This is a genomic window from Pandoraea sp. XY-2, assembly GCF_004193915.1.
GTDB classification, from domain to species: domain Bacteria; phylum Pseudomonadota; class Gammaproteobacteria; order Burkholderiales; family Burkholderiaceae; genus Pandoraea; species Pandoraea cepalis.
On record NZ_CP030849.1, the window covers coordinates 2,983,379 to 3,004,389 of the forward strand.

Consider the following 21,011-nt stretch of genomic DNA (forward strand, 5'->3'; position numbering starts at 1 on the left):
AACGGATCGACGTCAGCCCTTCAACGGCTCGTCGAGCTTCGCAGCACCTGATTTGACTCATTAGACATGCGTTTTCCCGCGAAATGCACCTGAGGCACATCATCTTTGGTTACCAAATGTGACATCGGTAACCCTGCGGGCATGCGCCCCGGGCAGAGCGCTCGACGGGCGCCGGGCCCGTCCCATCAGAAAACCCAGCAGCGGTCGCGACCGGCGCGTTTGGCGCGGTACAACGCCATGTCGGCACGCTCGACCATGGTTGTCGGCGAGTCGTCGTCCTGCCACTCCGTGATGCCGAAACTCGCCGAGAAACGCAACGGCGGCTCACTGCCCTCTACAGATTCGCGCTTGCAGCGCTCGCGAATGCGGTCCGCCACGCGCAGCGCATCGCGCTCGCTCGCCCCCGGCAGCAGAATCGCGAACTCCTCGCCACCAATGCGGCCGATCAGGTCGTCGCCGCGCAACGTCGACGAGCACACCAGCACGAATCGGCACAGCACCTGATCGCCGATGGCATGCCCGTAGGTGTCGTTGATGGACTTGAATAGATCGAGATCGGCCACGATCAGACTCATCGGCTCGTTCTTGCGCTGCGTGCTCTCCAGCAACCGCTCGAAGCGATGGAAGAAGTAGCGTCGCGTCAGACTGCCCGTCAATTCGTCATAACTGGCTTCGAACGCCAGTTGATGATTGGCCGCGCGCAGCACCTCGTTCGACTGACGGGCTTCGCGATGCTTCACACGCTCACGCCAGTAAGTCCAGCCGGCGAGCGTCACGATGATGACGCCGCCCAGATACAGCAAAAAACATAACACCAGGTCCTTGGCATGCTCGCGCGTGAGCGCCTGCCAGGCGTCGACACCCTCCACCGCGTAGACGGTCAGGTCATTGCTCGAACTCGGACGCGACGTGATCACGAACGGCTTCCGGGACTCGTCGAATGCCGACATCCGCTCGAGCAATTCCTGAGGCACCCAGGCGTTCGAGCGACCGGGGGCGCGCTTGAACGGGGAGATGGGCATGCGCGCGAAATCGTCGTGCTGGTAAAGCGCCATGCGCTCGGCCTCGGATAGCGTCCCCAGCTTGCCATCGAGCATGAAATGATCCTCGAAACGCGGGTCGTTGGCCATGATGACCACGCCATTGCCGTCAACGATGAACGACTCTCCGCTGCCCACCCAGTGACGCAATCGCGTGAGTCCGATCTTGGTCATCACGACACCGATCAGCGCGCCCTCGCGATACACCGGGGCGCTGAAATAAAGGCCGGGCGCCTGATGCTCCCAGCCTGCGGCATAACTCTCGAAACGTCCGCCCAAGAGGGCATTCGTGACATAGGGCATGTTGGCCACGGACTGCCCGATCGGCGACGGCTCATCGCGGAAATTGCTTGCGGCCACGCACACGCCATGAGCGTCGATCAGCCACACCCGGTCAACGCCGAAGTATCCCTGAGCGCCTTGCAGAAATTCGTTGGCACGATCCACGGTCTCGGGCGCCGGGGCGTCGCCCCCTGTCGCTCGCAGCACGTCACGCAGCAAGCCGACTTCCGCCAACGTGGCGGGGATGGCGCGCACCATCGCCAGATCCGTGTTGATGGCGTGAATCATGCCGTCGGCGACGCGGTCGGCCACCCTCTGCCCCGCGTCGACGCTCTGAGCGAGCTTGTCGCCGACCAGCGACGTGGCAGTCCTGTCCGCCGCCATCCAGCAGGCGACCAGCACGGCAACCGAGACGCTGGCGGCATAAAGCCAATGCCTAATCCTCATCCGAAAATCAAACGCTCGTTCTAATATTATTCGCTTCTTACGTTGGCGACGTATCCACTTCGTTCGTGTCGCGCTTCTGTCATTTCCCCGGACAGAAGCTTTGGTCGCGACTGACATCCTTAGTGCCAGCGAATTGCCGCCAATTCTGGTCTGCGCGTCGAACTCGTTCCCCCTTTTCCCCTTTTCCCCCTTTTGCGATCCACGGCGTGTCGCGCCACACGCCTCTGGACCCTGACGGCTCCACATTGTCCACCCCGACAACGGCAGCCGCCCCCGCTTTCCAGCGCAGTGCGCGGCGCACAGCCACCCGCTCATGCCGCCCGACTTCATCATGACTACGACCGATTTTATCGCACGCCAACGATGAACCCGCACCGCCAAACATCAAATCACGAATTTACTACGATCACCTATTTAATCTATTAATTAGCCGAATACGTCGCTTGTTCGCGTTGTTCAATTGGTCAGCTTTATTCGCAAATCCCCAACCGCGCGATGACCGAATCAATCTGTTCGATTTCCACCGGACGGGAGAATAGATAGCCCTGTGCGCACAGTGGCACGAAATGACGCAGCCAATCCAGTTGCCGCGCATTCTCGACGCCCTCGACAATCAGCTCGATACCCAGCGAACGCGCAATGTTGACGATGTTCGAAATCATCAGGCACGAACGTGACGAATCGGGAATCGACTCCACGAACGAGCGATCGACCTTGAGCGTGTCGACAGGAAAACGTGTCAGGTAGGACAACGACGAGTATCCGGTACCGAAATCGTCAAGCGCAATGCGCACCCCGGCGCGCTTGAACTGCTTGATCTTCATCTCCACGAGCGCCGGATTCTTGACCATGACCGACTCGGTGACTTCCAGCTCAAGTCGATTCGGCTCGACGGCGTACGCCCTCATGAGACGCTCGACCAGCTCGCCAATGTCGCCGCGCCAGAACTGCACCGACGAGACATTGACGGCCAGTCGCAGCGACGCCATCGGCGTACCTCGCCACGCCGCCAGTTGGCGGCACGCCTGCGTCAGCACGAACTCGCCGATGGCCACGATCTGTCCGGTCGTCTCCGCCAGGGGAATGAACTCGCCCGCGCTCAGCACGCCCCGCTCCGGGTGACGCCAGCGAATCAACGCCTCCATGCCGCGCACGCAATCGGACTCGAGCGCGACGATGGGTTGATAGGCGAGGAAAAACTCGCCGTTGACCAACGCCTGCTCCATTTGGCGCTCCCACACGACGAGCTGATGCGCCTGATACGTCATCTGCTGCGTATAGACGCGCACCACGCTCTTGCCGGCCTCCTTCGCGGAGTACGTGGCGAGATCGGCCTTCTTGATAAGGTCGGCTTCGGTTTCCTCCGGCTTGGACCAGAAAGTCACCCCGATACTCGCGTGCAGCGCGAACGACGTGCCGTCCGCCACCATCGGCGACTTGAGGGTGGCGAGCAGCGTCTCGCCCAGCGGCTCGGCGGCGTCGGTTGCGCCGTTGCCTGTGAGCAGCACCATGAATTCATCGCCGGCAAAGCGCGCCAGCATGGCCTCTGGCGGCATGCGCGGGGCAAAGCGCTCGGCCACCTGACGGATGATCTCGTCACCCTGCGCATGACCCACCGTGTCGTTCACGCTCTTGAAATTATCGAGGTCGATGTGCAGCAGCGCCACCTTGCCGACCTGATCGGGCACGGACAGCGCGCGCCGCAACGCCTCCATGAGCGCGTAGCGATTGGGAAGTCCGGTGAGCGCGTCGAACGAAATCAGTCGCGTGAGCTGCTGATCCCGTCCGATCAGCCGCTGCATCAGGTAGGCGATGAGCACGAAGAACACGATGAGCGCGACCGACACGAAGGTGGCCATCGTCAAATAGACCCGCGCGACATGCCGATGCTCGGTCAGTGCTTCGTCCAGCGACAGGCCGACCTGAACGGCTAGCGGATAGTCTCGCAGATGGCGGTATGCCACGATACGTTCGATGCCATCGATGGGATCACGCTGGATACCGGAACGGCGTTGGGCGGCCGAGAACGGCGGCAATTCCCCGGTGCCGGCGATGGCAACGCCGCCGCCGGTGCTGCGCGCGAGCATGGCATCGTCGTCGGCAATGACGGCGACCTCGCCGTATTGGCCGAGCACGGCGTTTGTGTAGAAGTCCGTGGTGAAGTAGTCGGGCGCCTGAGACACGACAACCACACCGGCGAAGCTACCGTCGGGATGATTGAGCCGCCGGCTGAACTGAAGCACCCACTTGCGCGACACGCGCCCAAGCACCGGATGACTGATGAACAGATTGTCGTTCGCCAGTTCCTGATGCACCCGGAAGTGCTCCCGGTCGGCGATGCTGACCCCAACGCCGCCGGCGATCGTCGTGGCCACGAGCTTGCCGTTCGCATCGGCCAAACTGACCTGCACCATGAAGGGATCTTTGACCGTCCCTTCGGCGAGCGCCTGCGCCAGATCGAGGTGTCCGTGACGTCGCTCGTACTCGTATTTCACGAAACGGGTCAGTTGATCGACCTGACGGATGGCCCGCAACGTATGCTGCTCGAGTGCGGTCGTCACGGTCGACGCCGAGGCGGCCGCGTCGCGCAGAATGGCCTGACGCTCGATGGCGATGCGCCATAGCACCGCCGTCCAGACGAGAATCAGAATCAGGAGACCAAAAATCAGAATCGCGGCGATCGAGCGATGGGGCGTCATCCAACGCCCGTGTCGCGCTCCCGTTGTGCTCGGTTCCGCCATAGGTGGAGATCCTTTCAGCCTTTGTGCCAAAACGCGCAAAGATCGGTGTTGGCCCGGTCGTCAATAGGATCCAGCGGTCGTCGCCAACGGACGCCATGGTTTCCGGCAAGTGTAAGGCAATCGCGGCGCCCCCGGAAGTCGTTCGGCGTTTCCGCGTTCCGGCAGGGGGACGGGGGCGCGAACACGGCCCCACCCCACGGCGTGCCATATGTCGGATTACGGATATTTCGGCGACCGCCGCACTAGGAGAATCCCGAAGTTCGAGGCACGGTTCGAGGCGCGCCCCAGCAGCTGAATGCCACGGGATGCGTCACATGCACTCGCTATCGCGTGGCTACGGGCATTGACAGCAAAAGAGAAGACAGCGCAAGCGCGCCAGGACCGCCACCACCGATGCGTACGCCTTGTTCAGGACTTGAGCAGATCGATGACCGCCTCCAGGCGGTGGCGCAAGTCAACCACGTCGAGGGTCGTCTCGGGTTCGGCCAATGCGGCCGACTCGCCCGCGTGCCCCGCAGCCGCGCGGGCGCCACGCGGCGTGTCGGCATCGAGGCGATTACGCGCACCATTGATGGTGAAGCCCTGCTCATAGAGCAACTCCCGGATACGCCGGATCAACAGGACTTCATGGTGTTGGTAGTACCGTCGATTACCGCGCCGCTTGACGGGGCGCAGTTGCGTGAACTCCTGCTCCCAATAGCGCAGTACATGCGGCTTGACGCCACACAGCTCACTCACCTCACCGATGGTGAAGTAACGCTTTGCGGGAATCGGCGGCAAGGCAACGTGATCCATCGCGGCGTTAGCGGAATGGGACGACGGTTAAACAGCGGAGGAAAGACCAGCGGCCGCCACAGAAAGCGGCGGCCGGGAATCACTTGCCCAGCACGCCTGATTCCACCATCGACTTGAGTTTCTGGCTGGCGTGGAAGGTCACCACCCGACGCGCGGCAATCGGAATCGCCTGGCCGGTTTTCGGATTGCGGCCGGGTCGTTGCGGTTTGTCGCGCAACTGGAAATTACCGAAGCCGGAGAGCTTGACGCTGTCGCCAGACTCAAGCGCATCGCGGATCGATTCAAAGAAGGCCTCGACCATATCCTTCGCTTCGCGCTTGTTCAGACCGACTTGCTCGAACAGCAACTCGGCCAGTTCGGCCTTGGTCAGCGTCGGCGCTTCGGTCGAGACCTCGTTCGTGTCGCTGCGACCCAGCGCGATGCGCTGCGCCGCGAGCATGGCTTCAAATTCACCAGGATTCATTTCGTTCATACGTCCCACGCGATGGCGATGACAGTGCGATAACCAACTCGCAAGCGGATGTTGACTGAGTTTCAGGCGCGCAAACGTGCGCCGAACCCTTCTACCCGTTGTACCAGTGCGTTGATGGCGCCCTGGACCGTCTCGTCTTGCAACGTACCCGAGGGGTCCTGCAGAGTAACACGAAACGCCACGCTTTTGTCCTGAGCCCCCAGCGAGCCCGAGGCTGCACCGGCCTTCGGACGGAACTCGTCGAACAGGCGAACCGATTGCACGACGCTGCATGCCGGATCGTCGTGACGCGCTGCCAGCATGGCGTCGATCAGGCCTTGCACCGGCTGCGCCTGATCCACCACCAGCGCGATGTCGCGCGTGACCGGCGGGAACTTCGAGATGTCCTCGTAGCTCGCGACGTCGCGCACCAGCAACGCTTCCGCCTCGATCTCGAACAACACCGGCGCATGCGGCAAGTCGTACTTCTGTTGCCAGCGCGGATGCAGCTCGCCGATGATCCCGACACGCTTGCCATCGACCTCGATCGCCGCGCTGCGCCCCGGGTGCAAGGCCGGGTGCTCGGCCTTCACGAAGCGTGCCGTGCGCGGGGACAACAGCGCTTCGAGATCGCCCTTCACGTCGAAGAAATCGACCTGACGCGTTGCCGCGCCCCATTGCTCGTCGAACACCGGGCCATAGGCCAGCGCCGCAACCGTGAGCGGCTGACGGTAACCACCAACGCTCAGTTCGCCCGAGGCGACCGTATTGTCTCGATGGTAAGTGCGGCCGATCTCGAATACGCGTACACGCGACGCCTTGCGGTTCAGGTTGTAGCGCGTGCTCGCGATCAGGCTGCCGATAAGCGTCGAGCGCATCACTGCCAGGTGGCTGGCGATCGGATTGAGCAGCTTGATGGGGTGATCGTTGCCGGCAAAATCGGCTTCCCACTCAACGTCGACGAAGCTGAAGCCAACCGTCTCGTGATAATCGCGCGCCGCCACGGCGTGACGCAACGCGTGTTGCGAGCGGCGGCCTTCCTGCGTCGGGCGCATTTCACTTGCAGCGACCGGCGGATTGGCCGGAATGCGATCGAAACCGTAGATGCGTGCAATCTCTTCGATCAGATCTTCTTCGATCTCGATGTCGAATCGATACGACGGCGGCGTGACGCTGAACACGCCATTCTGCAAGGTGAACGGCAGACCCAGGCGCGTGAAGATCGCGCTCATCTCCGCCTCGGAAACCGGCACACCCAGAATCTTGATGGCACGGGCGACGCGCAGGGTCACGGGCTGACGCTCGGGCAACTGTGCGATCTGGTCTTCAAGCGGACCGGCCTGGCCGCCGCAGATGTCCAGCACCAGTTGCGTGGCGCGCTCAAGCGCGCGCCCATTACCGGCGAAGTCGACGCCGCGCTCGAAGCGGTGCGAGGCATCGCTCGTGAAGTTGTACTTGCGTGCCCGGCCCTGAATCGCCTGCGGAAAGAAAAACGCGCCTTCGAGGAAGATGTTTTGCGTCTCAAGACCCGCCTTGGTCGAGTCGCCGCCCATGATGCCGGCGAGCCCGATCGGACCGCTGGCGTCGGTGATGGCGAGCACGTTCTCGTCGAGCGTGACGGTCTGTTCGTTGAGCAGCTTGAGCGTTTCGCCCGCCCGCCCGAAGCGCACGTCGATCCCCCCTTGCAGGCGGTTCAGGTCGTAGACGTGCAGCGGCTGGCCCAATTCGAGCATCACGTAGTTGGTGATGTCGACCAGCGCGGAGATACTGCGCTGACCGGCGCGCTCAAGGCGCTCGACCATCCAGCGCGGCGACGCTGCGGCAGCATTCACATTGCGGATGATTCGGCCGCCGAAGCGACCGCAACCTTCCGGCGAGCTGATCCGCACCGGCAGCGTGTCGGCGATCGTCGCGGGCTGAGCGCCCTGCCCCGGCAAGTCCTTGAGCGGCGCGCCGGTAATGGCGGCCACTTCGCGGGCGATGCCCAGCAGCGACAGGCAATCCGCTTTGTTCGGCGTGAGCTTGACGACGAACACCGTGTCGTCGAGATCGAGATACTCGCGGATGCTCATGCCGACCGGCGCGTCGTCCGGCAGGATCATCAGACCGCCATGGTCTTCCGAGAGCTTCAGTTCGCGCGCCGAGCACAGCATGCCGAAACTCTGCACGCCGCGCAGCTTGCCGATCTTGATCTGGAATGGGGCGCCACCGGCCTCGGCCGGGGCAATGCCGCACCCACGGTCGCGCACGGCACCTTGATGCCCGGCGCCACGTTGGGGGCGCCGCACACGATGGTGAGCGTCTCGCCGGTACCGGCGTCGACCTGGCACACGTTCAGACGGTCGGCGTCCGGATGCCGGGCGACGTCGAGCACCTTGGCCACGACCACACCGGTAAACGGCGGGGCGACCGGGTCGGTTTCCTCGACTTCGAGCCCGGACATCGTCAGGGCATGCGCCAACGCGTCCGTCGACAAATCCGGGTCGACCAAGGTACGCAGCCACGATTCAGAGAATTGCATGGATCAGTTCGCTCGCAGTTAAGTCTTCACTTCCGAGAGCCCGGCGGCAGCGGCTTCGCGCGCCAGTCCGGGGCCGTCGGCATCGATTACATGAATTGGCGCAGGAAGCGCAGGTCGTTCTCGTAGAACAGTCGCAGATCCTGCACGCCGTAGCGCAGCATCGTCAGACGCTCCAGACCCGAACCGAACGCGAAGCCGATATAACGCTCCGGGTCGAGTCCCATGTTGCGCACGACCGTCGGATGCACCTGCCCCGAGCCCGAGATCTCCAGCCACTTGCCGGCGTTCTTGCCCGTTTCGAACTGCATGTCGATTTCAGCGGACGGCTCAGTGAACGGGAAATACGACGGGCGGAAACGCACCTGAATGTCGTCGCGTTCGAAGAACTTGCGCAGGAAATCGGTGTACACCCCCTTCAGGTCGGCGAAGCTGATGTCTTCGGCAATCCACAGGCCCTCGACCTGATGAAACATCGGCGAGTGCGTGGCATCCGAATCCACGCGATACGTACGGCCCGGCGCGATCACCTTGATCGGCGGCTTGTTCATGCGCGCGTAACGCACCTGCATCGGACTCGTGTGCGTGCGCAGCAGCAACGGCTTGCCGGCGTCGTCGTTCCCTTCGATGTAGAACGTGTCTTGCATCGAGCGGGCGGGGTGGTTTTCCGGGCTGTTCAGCGCCGTGAAGTTGAACCAGTCGGTTTCGATTTCGGGGCCGTCGGCCACGTCGAACCCAATGGAACGGAAAATCTGTTCAACGCGCTCCCAGGTGGTAAGCACGGGGTGCAGGCTGCCAGCGCCCAGGCCTCGGCCGGGCAGCGTGACGTCGACGGCCTCGGCCGACAAGCGCGCGTCGAGCAGCGCGTCGGCCATGGCCTGGCGGCGCGCCTGCAGGGCGCCTTCGATCTGTTGCTTGGCCGCGTTGATCCGTGCGCCTTCATGCTTGCGCGCGTCGGGATCAAGCTTGCCGAGGCCCTTGAGCAACTCGGTCAGTTGGCCGGTCTTGCCGAGAAAGCGGGCTTTCTCGTTTTCCAGCGCGGCGGCGTCGGGAGCGGCGGCGAACGCACGCTGCGCTTCGCTGACGATAAGTTCCAGATCCATATGCTACAGACTCAAGTTAGGCGGTCGGAATGGCCGCAGATGCCAGCGAAAAAACCAGCGAAAAGGCATGCGAAAAACAAAAGGGGGCTCCGATGAGAGCCCCCTCCTGGCGAATGGCACGCGGTAAAGCGCGCGATACGCTAACTACAGCTTAGGCTGCGACGGCGGCTTTCACCTGGGCGACAATCGCGGCAAACGCCGGCTTGTCGTTGATGGCCATGTCGGACAGCACCTTGCGGTCGAGTTCGATCGAGGCCTTTTTCAGACCAGCGATGAACACGCTGTAGGTCATACCGTGCTGACGCACACCTGCATTGATACGCGCAATCCACAAGGCGCGGAAAACGCGCTTCTTGTTACGGCGATCGCGATAGGCGTACTGCCCAGCGCGCATGACCGCTTGCTTGGCGATGCGGAAGACGTTATTGCGACGGCCGCGGAAACCCTTGGCAGCAGCGATGACTTTCTTATGGCGGGCCCGTGCGGTGACCCCACGTTTGACTCGAGGCATGTTTCTCTCCTATCTAAGTCGGGGTTTAAGCGAAGGGCAGCATTGCGCGTACGGAGTTCAGATCAGACTCATGAACGCCGACGGCACCGCGCAGGTGACGCTTATTCTTGGTGGTCTTCTTCGTCAAAATGTGACGCTTGAAAGCCTGACCACGCTTAACGGTACCGCCAGGACGCACGCGAAAGCGCTTCTTGGCACCGCTCTTGGTTTTCATCTTAGGCATGAAAAACTCCGAGTTTTTAACATGATCACAGGTGTGACGCCAAAATCGCGCCCCTTGTAGAACCCGAGACCACTTGTATTCAGGGTCAGACAGCACCCTGCATCACTGCCGCGGCCTTGCGGGCCACGGCGGCAATTCCTTGCAGCCCGGCGGTATCGATCGATACCGCCACGGCGTTACTTCTTCTTCGGCGCGATGACCATGATCATCTGACGGCCTTCCATCTTCGGCATCTGTTCCGGCTGGCCGACCTCTTCGAGATCGGACTTCAGACGTTCCAGCATGCGAGCGCCGATTTCCTGGTGAGCCATCTCACGGCCGCGGAAACGCAGCGTGATCTTGGTCTTGTCGCCTTCTTCGAGGAACCGCTTCAGATTGCGCAACTTGACGTTGTAGTCGCCGTCGTCGGTGCCAGGCCGGAATTTGACTTCCTTGATCTGAACAACCTTCTGTTTCAGCTTGTTCTCGTGCGCTTTCTTCTGTTCCTGATACTTGAACTTGCCATAGTCCATCAGGCGGCACACCGGCGGCTGCGCCTGCGGCGCGATTTCCACCAGATCTACGTCGGCCTCTTCGGACAGACGGAAAGCCTCGGCAAGTTTCAAGATGCCGAGCTGTTCACCGTCGACCCCGGTTAGACGCACTTCAGGCGCAGTGATTTCGCCATTGATGCGATGCGCTTTATCGGTAGCGATGTTGCTTATCCTCGAAAAAAACAAAAAATTTAGCCGCGCGGTCCGACAGGCGTTATTGGAACGTTGCGCATTCCTGCGCCAGACGTTCGATGAGCGCGTCAACGGGCATCACACCCAGATCCACGCCGCCACGGGCACGCACGGCTACCGTATTCGCTTCCTGCTCTTTGTCCCCTACGACAACAAGGTAGGGAACCTTCTGCAAGGAATGCTCGCGTATTTTATAGCTAATTTTCTCGTTGCGCAAATCGCTCCGAGCCCTAAGCCCTTGTTCTTTCAACTTTTTCGTTACTGCGTGGGCATAATCGGCCGTTTTTTCGGACACATTCAGCACAATGACCTGTTCCGGAGCGAGCCAGACGGGCATTGCACCAGCATGGTGCTCGATCAAAATGCCGATGAAACGCTCGAGCGACCCCAGGATGGCCCGGTGAAGCATGACCGGACGACGGCGGCCGTTGTCCTCCGCCACGTATTCGGCGCCCAGGCGCTCCGGCATCGAGAAATCGACCTGCATCGTGCCGCACTGCCATTGCCGGCCAAGCGCGTCCTTGAGCGTGTATTCGATCTTCGGGCCATAGAACGCCCCGTCGCCCTCCGCGATCACGAATTCGCAGTTTGAACGACGCAGCGACTCCATCAGCGCAAATTCAGCCTTGTCCCAGTTCTCGTTCGAACCCACACGATGCTCAGGGCGCGTCGCGACCTTGTAGATCATGTCGGTGAAGCCGAAATCCTTGTACACGGCATGCAGCAGCGCCGTGTAATTCACGCACTCGTCGAGAATCTGATCTTCCGTACAGAAAATGTGACCGTCGTCCTGCGTGAAGCCGCGCACGCGCATCAGCCCGTGCAAACCGCCCGACGGCTCATTGCGGTGACATTGGCCGAACTCGCCGTAGCGCAGCGGCAAATCGCGATAGCTGTGCAGCGCCGAGTTGTAAATCAGCACATGGCCCGGACAGTTCATCGGTTTGAGCGCATACGCGCGATTCTCCGATTCCGTCGTGAACATGTTGTCCTTGTAGTTCTCCCAGTGGCCCGACTTCTCCCAAAGCGCACGGTCGAGAATCTGCGGACCCTTCACTTCCTGATAACCGTTGTTGCGGTAGACGCGGCGCATGTACTGCTCGACCTGCTGCCAGAGCGTCCAGCCCTTCGGGTGCCAGAAGACGAGGCCAGGCGCCTCTTCCTGCATGTGGAAGAAGTCGAGCGCGCGGCCGAGCTTGCGGTGATCGCGCTTTTCCGCCTCTTCGAGCATGTGCAGATAGGCGTCCTGGTCTTCCTTTTTTGTCCAGGCCGTGCCGTAAATGCGCTGAAGCTGCTCTTTCGTGGCGTCGCCGCGCCAGTAGGCGCCCGCCACCTTCATCAGCTTGAACACTTTGAGCTTGCCCGTCGACGGCACATGCGGCCCCCGGCAAAGATCGACGAACTTGCCTTCGCGATACAGGCCGATCTCGTCCGTCGCCGGAATCGATTCGATGATCTCGGCCTTGTACTTCTCACCCATCGACAGGAACAGACGCACGGCGTCGTCGCGCGAGAGCACTTCGCGCGTGACCGGCTCGTCTTTCCTGGCCAGCTCGTGCATCTTCTTCTCGATGGCATCGAGATCTTCCGGCGTGAAGGCGCGGTGGAACGCGAAGTCGTAGTAGAAGCCGTTTTCGATGACCGGGCCGATCGTGACCTGCGCTTCAGGGAACAACTCCTTGACGGCGTAGGCCAGCAAGTGAGCCGTCGAGTGACGAATGACGTCGAGGCCATCGGCGTCCTTGTCCGTGACGATGGCGAGACTCACATCGCGCTCGATCAGATAGGACGTATCGACCAGCTTGCCGTCGACGCGGCCGGCCAGGGCAGCCTTGGCCAGGCCCGTGCCGATCGAGCCGGCGACTTGCGCCACCGTGAGCGGGGCTTCGTACTGGCGTTGCGAGCCGTCAGGCAAACGTACCGAAATCATGTCGCACTCCCATGCGCAAAAGCATCACGCGCGGCCAACGCCACGCGGCAAAACCACGAAAAAAAACGGCCTCGACTGTCGTCGAGGCCGTCTCTTCATTCCTTGCATCCAGACGAAAAACACCCTCGACTTAACGTCGCACCTTCACCACAGTGAAAGTTCGGGCCGTCTTCAACATGAGTGTTTTCCAGCGTCTGTGTCTGCGGGGTCTCGCGGACTGTCATGCATCAAATTCGTTGGTAGGCTCGATTGGACTCGAACCAACGACCCCACCATGTCAAGGTGGTGCTCTAACCAGCTGAGCTACGAGCCTACTACAAGAGAACGAGATTCTAGCAATATTTCAGCGAGTCGCCAAGCGAATATTGTGCCTGCCGCAAATGCCGATCACCGCCGCCGCGACGACATCACCCCCGCCACCCCGCCCAGTTGCGCCAGCGCGCGCTGCAACTGCCCGCCATCGCGCACTTCCACGGTGAACTGCATGAACGCCTGTGCCCCCGCGACTGCGTGCTGACCCCGGTGACGTTGAGCTTTTCCCGTGAGAACACTTCGGAGATGTCGCGCAGCAATCCCTGACGATCGGTCGCTTCGATCTGGATATCCACCGGATACGCCGCCACGCCCCGCCCTTCGAGCACATCGGCCGACCACGCGGTCTGAATTACCCGCTCCGGCGCCCGCGCCTTCATGGCGTGAAAGCTCGTGCAATCCTGACGGTGGATCGATACCCCCTTGCCGCGCGTGACAAACCCCACGATCGGATCCGGCGGCGCCGGACGGCAGCACTTGGCCAGTTGCGTGAGCAACGCGCCGACGCCCACGACCAGCACGCCGCTCTTGGCCCCCTGCGTGACGCTGGTGTCGAGGCTCTTCTTCGCGACGAGCGTGTCCTCGTCGCGCGGCTCCGGCCCCGGCAAGTTGCCCGACAGCGCCTGCTCGACATGTCGCAGGCTGAACTCGTCCTTGGCAATCGACGCGTAAAGGTCATCCGGCGTCCGGAATCCGAGCCGAGCCGCCAGTTCCTCCAGATTGACCGACGTCTTGCCCTCGCGCTGCAACGTCTTGTCGATCAGCGTTCGGCCATGGGCGATCGTTTCTTCGAGATCGATGGTATTGAACCACTGACGCACCTTCTGACGCGCCCGATGACTCTGCAAATACCCCAACTGCGTGTTGAGCCAATCGCGCGACGGGCCGCCCTGCTTGACCGTCACGATTTCGACCGTCTGCCCGTTCTGCAGCGGCGTATTGAGCGGCACCATCGCGCCGTCGACACGCGCGCCACGGCAACGATGCCCCAGCTCCGAGTGCAGGTGATACGCAAAATCGACCGGCGTCGCCCCCTGCGGCAACGCGATCACGCGCGCCTGCGGCGTGAGCACGTAGATATGATCGTCGATCGTCGCGCGCTTGAGCTGCGCCCACGGCTGCGCGGCCCCCTCGGCGCCCACCGTATCGGCCACATCGTCTTTCCACGCGAGCAACTGGCGCAGCCACGCGATCTTCTCGTCGTAGGCCTCGTTCGCCGAAAACGCGCCGCCGTAGCCGCGCTGCCCCGCTTCCTTGTAGCGCCAGTGGGCCGCGATGCCATACTCGGCAAAGTGATGCATCTCATTCGTGCGTATCTGCACTTCGAATGCCCGCCCGTCATCGCCGATCACCACGGTGTGCAGCGACTTGTAGCCATTGGGCTTCGGACGCGAGATGTAATCGTCGAACTCTTTCGGAATCGGCTGCCACAGGTTGTGGACAATGCCCAGCACCGTGTAGCAATCCTTAATATCGTCGACGATCACGCGAAACGCTCGCACATCGTACAGTTCGGCGAAATCGACCGCCTTGCCGCGCATCTTCTTCCAGATACTGTAGATGTGCTTCGGCCGCCCGGACACTTCGGCCCTGACACCCGCGCGCGCCAGTTCGTCCTGAAGTCGCTGGATCGCTCCCTCGATGAACGTCTGACGCTCGACGCGTTTCTCTTCGAGCAGCTTGGCAATCTGCTTGTAAGTGACTGGCTCCAGGAAGCGGAACGCGAGGTCTTCGAGCTCCCACTTCAGTTGCCAGATGCCGAGGCGGTTCGCAAGCGGCGCATAGATCTCGAGCACCTCGTGCGGCATCTCCTCAGGGGGTGCCTTCTTCTGCGCCGCATACCAGCGCAGCGATTGCAGACGCGACGCCAGCCGGATCATCACCACACGGATGTCTTGCGCAAACGCGAGCAGCATCTTGCGCAGCCCTTCGACCTGCGACTTGCGCTCTGCCGCGGCGTCGCGATCGCGCCCGTCGGTCGGCATGGCCTGCGCGGCACGCGAGCCCGCGCCCGAGAGCCGCTGCAACTTGCGCACGTCGATCACGAGCGCAGCCACTTCGGCGCCGAAGGTTTGGGTCAACGTGGTTTGGGGATCCGGCAGGAACTCGACGGCGGAGAAGAGCGCCGCGGCCTGATGCGTTGCCTCGTCCACGCGCAGCGTATCGAGAATCGCGAGCATGCCGCGTGCGTGCGCCATGATCGGCTCGCCGGACGAGAGCACATGCTCGCCGCACAGGGTCGTGGCGAACGCGAGCGCGTTCTCGAGCGTGGCGGGCAGGGGCACATCACCCACGCCCGGGGTCGAATTCCGGGCGTCGGGCGCCGTTGTCGAATTCGTGCCAGCGGAGGTCGGTGCTTGATGTTGGTTCATGTCGGAACATGGGGCGACGCGCGCCCCTGATGATACGGGTCGTGAGACTCAGCCTTCGCGCTGAGCCGCCACCACCACGATTTCTACAAGCATGGCAGGGTCGGCGAGCAACGCCTGCACAGTGGCACGCGGAGGTGCATTACCCGCCGGCACCCATTCGTCCCACACTTGGTTCATTTCGCCGAAATACTTCATGTCCGAAATATAGATCTGACAGGAAAGAATCAGCGACTTGTCGCTATTCGCCTCGGCGAGCAGGCGGTCGATATGCGCGAGTACCTGACGCGTCTGACCGACCATGTCCTGCGTGCGGTCATCCGGCGTCTGCCCTGCCAGATAAACGGTGCCGTTGTGCACCGCCATGTCCGACCAGCGCTTTTCGACGTAGAAACGTTGTACTGCCATGATGTAAGACTCCTCGTGTTCTTCGAACGTCGGACTTGTCGCCACACCCCACCACCGGAGCGAGTGTCAGTCGGCAAATCCCTCAAAAAATCGGCGTGCGATCTCGATCTGATCCGCATGCACAAACGTCGGCGCGTGTCCCACGCCGGGTATTTCCACGGCGCGTGCGTGTTGCGCGAGCGCCAGCATTTGTTCGAGCGTCGCGCGAGAGAGCAGATCCGACTGCTCGCCGCGCACAATCAACAGGCGCCCGGAAAATGCCGCAAGCGACGCCCAGAGCATGCCCTCTCCCGCCGCTACGGCCTCGGGCGAAATCGCGGCAAATGCCGCTCCGAGCGACGGATCGTAACGCAACACATACCCATCGCCGTCGGCCTTGAGCAGCGGCTCGCACAATGCGCACCATTCCTCCCGGGTATGCGGACCGAATGACGACGAGATCGACCAGAGGTAGTCGGCCCCCTCGTCGATCGATGCAAAACGCTTCGGCGTACCGACATATTGACCGATGCGTGCGAGCGCGGCGACATCGATGTGCGGTCCGACATCGTTGAGCAACAAATTGCGAATCGGCGTATCGGGCAAGCCCGCGAGGCCCATGCCGATCAACCCGCCCATCGAGGTGCCGAACCAGTCCACGGACGTCACGCCCAGGCGCGCAATCAACGTCACCATGTCGGAGACGTATTGCGGCACGACATAGCCTGCGGGATTGCGCAGCCACGACGACTGTCCGCGCCCAACCACGTCGGGACACACGACACGGTAGTCGTTTGCGAACGTCTTCGCCAGCACGTCAAAATCGCGACCGCATCGCGTCAGCCCATGCACGCACAACAGAACGCGCGGATTCTCCGGATCGCCCCATTCCGTGTACGCCATACGATGCAACCCGGAAGGGCTCAGGCACTGAACGTTCGACAGGCGCGGCGCGTAGCTCGACATGACAGACTCATCGGATCGGTTTCCAGAACCGAATTCTACCGCGCTTGCCGTCTACCTTTGCAGCGATGCCCGCAACACGGCGCGCGGCGTCGCGCAGAACCCGGATAGCGGCCGACTCACCGGCACCGCCAAAACAAAACGGGCGGGGAAATCCCCGCCCGCTTCGCCTTCCATCGGTCACCGGGTTCAACGGCCACGGCAACCCTCAGCAATACCGCGTGTCACACGCCCCTGGCATTCAGGCCACAAGAGACGACGGCCACGTCACCCACGCGTCAGACAGCGCTCGTGTCGAGCGGTGCCCCGGTCTTCTGCGAAATTTCTTCCTTCGTCACGCCCGGCGCGAGCTCGACCACCTTCAGACCGTCCGGCGTCACATCGATCACACCGAGGTCGGTGATGATGCGGTTGACCACGCCAAGGCCGGTCAGCGGCAGATCGCAGGCCTTCAGGATCTTGTGGGCGTCGCCCTTGGCAACGTGCTCCATGAGCACAACCACGCGACCGACACCGGCGACAAGATCCATCGCACCGCCCATGCCCTTGATCATCTTGCCCGGGATCATCCAGTTCGCGAGGTCGCCTTTTTCGCTGACCTGCATCGCCCCGAGGATTGCCAGATTGATGTGGCCGCCACGGATCATCGCGAACGAGTCCGCCGACGAGAAGATCGACGAACCCGGTAGCGTCGTCACCGTTTGCTTGCCCGCGTTGATCATGTCTGCATCGACTTCGTCCTCGGTCGGGAACGGGCCGATACCGAGCAGGCCGTTCTCCGATTGCAGCCAGACTTCCATGCCGTCGGGCACATGGTTCGCCACCAGCGTGGGCAAACCGATGCCGAGGTTCACGTAAAAGCCGTCTTCCAGCTCTCGCGCCGCGCGCGCAGCCATTTCATCACGATTCCATGCCATGGTTATCTCCTTGATCTCGGCGCTTACTTGGCACGAACCGTGCGTTGTTCAATGCGTTTTTCCGGATGCGCGTTCAGCACGATGCGCTGAACGAAGATGCCGGGCAGGTGCACGTCGTCCGGGTCGATCGAACCGGTGTCGACCAGTTCCTCGACTTCGACGATGGTGATCTTGCCGGCCATGGCCGCCACCGGGTTGAAGTTGCGGGCGGTGCGATTGAACACGAGGTTGCCCGCGCGATCCGCTTTGGCGGCCTTCACGAGCGCGATATCGGCGCGCAGCGAGCGCTCCATGACGTACGTCTCGCCGTCGAATTCACGGATTTCCTTGCCTTCGGCGACTACCGTACCCACGCCCGTCTTCGTGAAGAACGCCGGAATGCCTGCGCCACCGGCGCGCAGTTTTTCGGCCAGCGTGCCCTGCGGGGTGAATTCGAGCTCGAGTTCGCCCGCCAGATATTGGCGCTCGAACTCCTTGTTCTCGCCAACGTACGACGAAATCATCCGCTTGATCTGACGCGTCTCGAGCAGCAAACCCAGACCGAAGCCGTCCACGCCGGCGTTGTTGCTGATACAGGTGAGCCCCTTGACGCCCGAGTCGCGCAACGCGGCGATCAGGGCCTCGGGAATGCCACACAGGCCGAAGCCGCCGACAGCGAGCGTTTGCCCGTCTGCGACAACATCGGCGAGCGCCTCCTTGGCGCTGGCGTATACCTTGTTCATCGTGTGTCCCTTTCCCTCGGTTGAGAATTGAAATTATGTCGCGCGCTTGCGCGTCGCGAGGCTTGCGTCGCCCCTTGAATCGCCGTGGCCACGCACCTCATGCAATCATAGAGCTTACGGTGCCGGGCAAATCGGGCACAATACGTGAAATTACATATCTCCTTGCGCGCCGGGCCATAACACGCGATCCACCGGCACGCGCCCAGACAGGATCTGCGCCGCTCCCCCATGCCGACGTTCGACTACCAGACCGCTTTTCACATCGCACCCGTCGGCCTGGTCATTTCGCGCCAGCGCATCATCGAGGACTGCAATCGACAGCTTGGCAAGATCTTCGGCTACGAGCCCGAGGCCCTGATCGGTCAGTCGTTCCAGGTGCTGTATCCGTCCCCCAAGGAGTTCGAGCGCATTGGCGAGCGCATTCCGCCGATCATGAGCGCGCAGGGCGTCTATGCTGACGAGCGCATCATGCGCCGGGCCAGCGGCGAGCTTTTCTGGTGCCACGTGACGGGTCGCTCGCTCGATGTGAAAGACCCGCACGCCGCCGGCCTCTGGACCTTTGAGGACATGTCGGCCACACGTCGCGTCGCCGTGGCACTGACCGCTCGCGAGCGCGAAATCGCGGCACAACTCGTGCAGGGCAAGACGAGCAAGCAGATCGGCAAGATTCTCGACATCAGCCCGCGTACCGTCGACATCTACCGCGCCCGCCTGATGCAGAAGTACGGCGCCGGCACGGCGACCGAACTCGTTCAGCGACTCCTCGGCAACTGAGCAACGCCAGGGGCAGGCCGCGCCCCCTTCCCGCTTCACCGAAACAAGCCTCAAGCCATCAGCGCGCGCACCGCTTCCGGCAGCGGCACCGACTTTTCCGCTTTGTAGTTGACCCAAACGATCTTCGCACCGCCCTCGGCGACCAGGACATCCGGCGTATCGGCGCAGCGCAGCTCAAAACGTGTGTCGACGCTGCTTCGGCCCAGCGCGCCCACCGACATGCGGCAATCGATATCGCCGGGATAGCGCAACTGACGCAAGAACGTCATGTTCGCGTTGATGATCACCGGCCCCTCGCCCGTCGAGCTTTCTTCCGACGCGATGTCGAGCGACTCCAGCCACGAGATACGGACCTGCTCCATGTAGCGGAAGTAGACGGTGTTATTCACATGCCCGAAAGCATCCATATCGCCCCAGCGAATGGGCATGCTCATCCGAAAGACTTCTTTGTATTCTGACGACACTGCAAATTCCCCATATTGAAAATCGACGCCCTGCCGCGTAGTGACAGGACGTCATGGGGAGAAAGTGTAGCGCGTCGGAGCGTTCGGTGTGCGTCAACCCTCGGCGAATAGCGACGAGCGGCTGCCATTTCAGAATCGCGTGAGACCACCGCCACAGACATTTCCGACGCGAGCCGGGACAACTACTTGCGCGCGCCGGCGTCGTGCGTCTTGGCGATCGTTGCCTCGTCTTTCACGGCGGCTTCGGCCTTGTCGACCAGATCGCGTCCGACCAGCACTTTCCATTTCGCATAGACGGGGCGCGTCGCGTCGACAAAGCGCTGGCGTTGTTCCGGCGTGAGTCGCGTGACCTTCACGCCGCGCGCTGCCAGATCGTCCCACGCGGCATTCTCGCCGCGCATCGCGTCTTCTCTTGCGAGCGTCACTTCGAATCGCGCTGCCTCGATCGCTGCGTCGCGAACGATGTCGCGATCCTGCGGCGACCAGCTATCCCAGACCTGTCGGTTGACGGAGAACACGATGGGATCGGCGACGTAATCCCACACCGTGATGAAGCGCTGTCCCAACGTATCGAGCCGCACATTGTTGAAGACCGTGATCGGATTTTCCTGGCCGTCGATCTTGCGTGCGCGCAGCGCGCGCACCGCATCGTTCCACGTCATCTGAGTCGGCACGGCGCCCAATGCCGTGAAGATGTCGTTGAACAGCAATGACCCGACAACACGGAAACGCAGGCCGCGCATGTCCTCCGGCGCACGGATCGACCGGCGAGAGTTGCTCAGTTGCCGAAAGCCATTCTCGCCCCACGCCAGAGGTACAACGCCCTGCTCTTCCACGCGGCGAAACAGCTCGCGCCCGACGTCGCCCTGCGTCAGGGCATCAAGAGAACGACAGCCACGCAGCAGGAATGGCAGGGAGAAAACATTGAATTCGGGTATCGCGGACGACCAGTTGATCGTCGAGCCGACCGCCATGTCGATCACGCCCTGACGCAATGCGGAGAATTCGCGCGTCTGGTCGCCGCCCACGAGCGAGGCGCCTGTGTGCAGTCGAATGTTGATGCGCCCACGCGTACGCTCGCGCACCATGTCCGCCCAAAGTTGCGTGCCTTTGCCCCAGGGCGTGCCGGCATCGGGCATGATCGACAGCGAGTATTCAGCCTTGTAGGGCTGCGCGGCCACCGGCAGCGCGATTGCGGCGAGGGCGAGCGCGACGCCGACGAGCGCCCGCCAGCCTTGATTCAACATGATGTCCTCAAGATGTTTCGGGATCCGACGTCAACGCGACGTCCTTCAAGACCCCATTAGCACCCGAGAATTATGCGCTTGTCTCCGCTA

Annotated in this window: 16 protein-coding genes, 1 tRNA gene and 2 pseudogenes; 1 reads left to right on the forward strand and 18 read right to left on the reverse strand. The window is 62.1% G+C overall.

Annotated elements, in window-relative coordinates; translation table 11 throughout:
- Nucleotides 1–185: 185 nt before the first annotated feature.
- From DRB87_RS13460 to DRB87_RS13535, 16 genes and pseudogenes are all read right to left on the reverse strand, one after another.
- Nucleotides 186–1,769 (reverse strand): sensor domain-containing diguanylate cyclase, encoded by a 1,584-nt coding sequence (locus DRB87_RS13460; RefSeq protein ID WP_165385312.1) that lies wholly within the window; start codon nucleotides 1,767–1,769, stop codon nucleotides 186–188.
- 470 nt (nucleotides 1,770–2,239) lie between these two features.
- The gene (locus DRB87_RS13465; protein WP_130026265.1) at nucleotides 2,240–4,468 is read right to left on the reverse strand and encodes an EAL domain-containing protein; all 2,229 of its coding nucleotides are present in this window, start codon (nucleotides 4,466–4,468) and stop codon (nucleotides 2,240–2,242) included.
- 450 nt (nucleotides 4,469–4,918) lie between these two features.
- The gene (locus DRB87_RS13470) at nucleotides 4,919–5,305 is read right to left on the reverse strand and encodes a MerR family transcriptional regulator (RefSeq protein WP_130026266.1); all 387 of its coding nucleotides are present in this window, start codon (nucleotides 5,303–5,305) and stop codon (nucleotides 4,919–4,921) included.
- 79 nt (nucleotides 5,306–5,384) lie between these two features.
- Complete coding sequence (locus DRB87_RS13475) at nucleotides 5,385–5,777, reverse strand: integration host factor subunit alpha (RefSeq protein WP_017233325.1); 393 nt, start codon at nucleotides 5,775–5,777, stop codon at nucleotides 5,385–5,387.
- Nucleotides 5,778–5,839: 62 nt separating this feature from the next.
- Nucleotides 5,840–8,277: pseudogene (pheT, locus tag DRB87_RS13480) on the reverse strand (phenylalanine--tRNA ligase subunit beta).
- Between the two features lie 86 nt (nucleotides 8,278–8,363).
- Complete coding sequence (gene pheS, locus DRB87_RS13485; protein ID WP_017233323.1) at nucleotides 8,364–9,377, reverse strand: phenylalanine--tRNA ligase subunit alpha; 1,014 nt, start codon at nucleotides 9,375–9,377, stop codon at nucleotides 8,364–8,366.
- 151 nt (nucleotides 9,378–9,528) lie between these two features.
- Nucleotides 9,529–9,888 carry a 50S ribosomal protein L20 gene (rplT, locus tag DRB87_RS13490; RefSeq protein WP_010806048.1) on the reverse strand — a complete coding sequence of 120 codons (360 nt, stop codon included), beginning with the start codon at nucleotides 9,886–9,888 and terminating at the stop codon, nucleotides 9,529–9,531.
- A 25-nt stretch (nucleotides 9,889–9,913) separates the two neighbouring features.
- Nucleotides 9,914–10,111, reverse strand: a complete 198-nt coding sequence (gene rpmI, locus DRB87_RS13495) for a 50S ribosomal protein L35 (protein WP_010806049.1) — start codon at nucleotides 10,109–10,111, stop codon at nucleotides 9,914–9,916.
- A gap of 176 nt (nucleotides 10,112–10,287) precedes the next feature.
- Entirely contained in the window at nucleotides 10,288–10,830 is a 543-nt protein-coding gene (gene infC, locus DRB87_RS13500) for a translation initiation factor IF-3 (protein WP_017233321.1), read from the reverse strand.
- A 28-nt stretch (nucleotides 10,831–10,858) separates the two neighbouring features.
- Nucleotides 10,859–12,766, reverse strand: coding sequence for a threonine--tRNA ligase (gene thrS, locus DRB87_RS13505; protein ID WP_130026267.1), 1,908 nt, complete (start codon nucleotides 12,764–12,766; stop codon nucleotides 10,859–10,861).
- Nucleotides 12,767–13,003: 237 nt separating this feature from the next.
- A tRNA-Val gene (locus DRB87_RS13510) sits at nucleotides 13,004–13,079 on the reverse strand.
- 74 nt (nucleotides 13,080–13,153) lie between these two features.
- A pseudogene (locus DRB87_RS13515) lies at nucleotides 13,154–15,450 on the reverse strand (bifunctional (p)ppGpp synthetase/guanosine-3',5'-bis(diphosphate) 3'-pyrophosphohydrolase).
- Between the two features lie 48 nt (nucleotides 15,451–15,498).
- Entirely contained in the window at nucleotides 15,499–15,855 is a 357-nt protein-coding gene (locus DRB87_RS13520) for a RidA family protein (RefSeq protein WP_017233318.1), read from the reverse strand.
- Between the two features lie 66 nt (nucleotides 15,856–15,921).
- Nucleotides 15,922–16,800 carry an alpha/beta fold hydrolase gene (locus DRB87_RS13525; protein WP_130026268.1) on the reverse strand — a complete coding sequence of 293 codons (879 nt, stop codon included), beginning with the start codon at nucleotides 16,798–16,800 and terminating at the stop codon, nucleotides 15,922–15,924.
- A gap of 275 nt (nucleotides 16,801–17,075) precedes the next feature.
- Nucleotides 17,076–17,714, reverse strand: coding sequence for a CoA transferase subunit B (locus tag DRB87_RS13530; protein ID WP_017233316.1), 639 nt, complete (start codon nucleotides 17,712–17,714; stop codon nucleotides 17,076–17,078).
- 23 nt (nucleotides 17,715–17,737) lie between these two features.
- Nucleotides 17,738–18,436, reverse strand: coding sequence for a CoA transferase subunit A (locus DRB87_RS13535; protein ID WP_017233315.1), 699 nt, complete (start codon nucleotides 18,434–18,436; stop codon nucleotides 17,738–17,740).
- Between the two features lie 228 nt (nucleotides 18,437–18,664).
- Here DRB87_RS13535 and DRB87_RS13540 point away from each other — a divergent pair, with 228 nt between their 5' ends.
- Nucleotides 18,665–19,210 (forward strand): PAS and helix-turn-helix domain-containing protein, encoded by a 546-nt coding sequence (locus DRB87_RS13540; protein ID WP_130026269.1) that lies wholly within the window; start codon nucleotides 18,665–18,667, stop codon nucleotides 19,208–19,210.
- Between the two features lie 50 nt (nucleotides 19,211–19,260).
- Here DRB87_RS13540 and DRB87_RS13545 read toward each other — a convergent pair whose 3' ends face one another.
- Both DRB87_RS13545 and dctP read right to left on the reverse strand, forming a co-directional pair.
- Nucleotides 19,261–19,644, reverse strand: a complete 384-nt coding sequence (locus DRB87_RS13545; RefSeq protein ID WP_130026270.1) for a thioesterase family protein — start codon at nucleotides 19,642–19,644, stop codon at nucleotides 19,261–19,263.
- Nucleotides 19,645–19,856: 212 nt separating this feature from the next.
- A complete protein-coding gene (gene dctP / locus DRB87_RS13550) occupies nucleotides 19,857–20,921 on the reverse strand; it encodes a TRAP transporter substrate-binding protein DctP (protein WP_130026271.1) in 1,065 nt (354 codons plus the stop codon).
- Nucleotides 20,922–21,011: the final 90 nt, after the last annotated feature.

Excerpts from the sequence above, each read along its gene's own strand:
- pheS (WP_017233323.1), bottom strand. The coding sequence starts at position 9,377 with ATGGATCTGGAACTTATCGTCAGCGAAGCGCAGCGTGCGTTCGCCGCC.
- DRB87_RS13475 (WP_017233325.1), bottom strand. The coding sequence starts at position 5,777 with ATGAACGAAATGAATCCTGGTGAATTTGAAGCCATGCTCGCGGCGCAG.
- DRB87_RS13545 (WP_130026270.1), bottom strand. The coding sequence starts at position 19,644 with ATGAGCATGCCCATTCGCTGGGGCGATATGGATGCTTTCGGGCATGTG.
- rpmI (WP_010806049.1), bottom strand. The coding sequence starts at position 10,111 with ATGCCTAAGATGAAAACCAAGAGCGGTGCCAAGAAGCGCTTTCGCGTG.
- rplT (WP_010806048.1), bottom strand. The coding sequence starts at position 9,888 with ATGCCTCGAGTCAAACGTGGGGTCACCGCACGGGCCCGCCATAAGAAA.
- DRB87_RS13465 (WP_130026265.1), bottom strand. The coding sequence starts at position 4,468 with ATGACGCCCCATCGCTCGATCGCCGCGATTCTGATTTTTGGTCTCCTG.
- DRB87_RS13520 (WP_017233318.1), bottom strand. The coding sequence starts at position 15,855 with ATGGCAGTACAACGTTTCTACGTCGAAAAGCGCTGGTCGGACATGGCG.
- DRB87_RS13530 (WP_017233316.1), bottom strand. The coding sequence starts at position 17,714 with ATGGCATGGAATCGTGATGAAATGGCTGCGCGCGCGGCGCGAGAGCTG.
- DRB87_RS13470 (WP_130026266.1), bottom strand. The coding sequence starts at position 5,305 with ATGGATCACGTTGCCTTGCCGCCGATTCCCGCAAAGCGTTACTTCACC.
- DRB87_RS13525 (WP_130026268.1), bottom strand. The coding sequence starts at position 16,800 with ATGTCGAGCTACGCGCCGCGCCTGTCGAACGTTCAGTGCCTGAGCCCT.
- DRB87_RS13540 (WP_130026269.1), top strand. The coding sequence starts at position 18,665 with ATGCCGACGTTCGACTACCAGACCGCTTTTCACATCGCACCCGTCGGC.
- DRB87_RS13460 (WP_165385312.1), bottom strand. The coding sequence starts at position 1,769 with ATGAGGATTAGGCATTGGCTTTATGCCGCCAGCGTCTCGGTTGCCGTG.
- thrS (WP_130026267.1), bottom strand. The coding sequence starts at position 12,766 with ATGATTTCGGTACGTTTGCCTGACGGCTCGCAACGCCAGTACGAAGCC.
- DRB87_RS13535 (WP_017233315.1), bottom strand. The coding sequence starts at position 18,436 with ATGAACAAGGTATACGCCAGCGCCAAGGAGGCGCTCGCCGATGTTGTC.
- dctP (WP_130026271.1), bottom strand. The coding sequence starts at position 20,921 with ATGTTGAATCAAGGCTGGCGGGCGCTCGTCGGCGTCGCGCTCGCCCTC.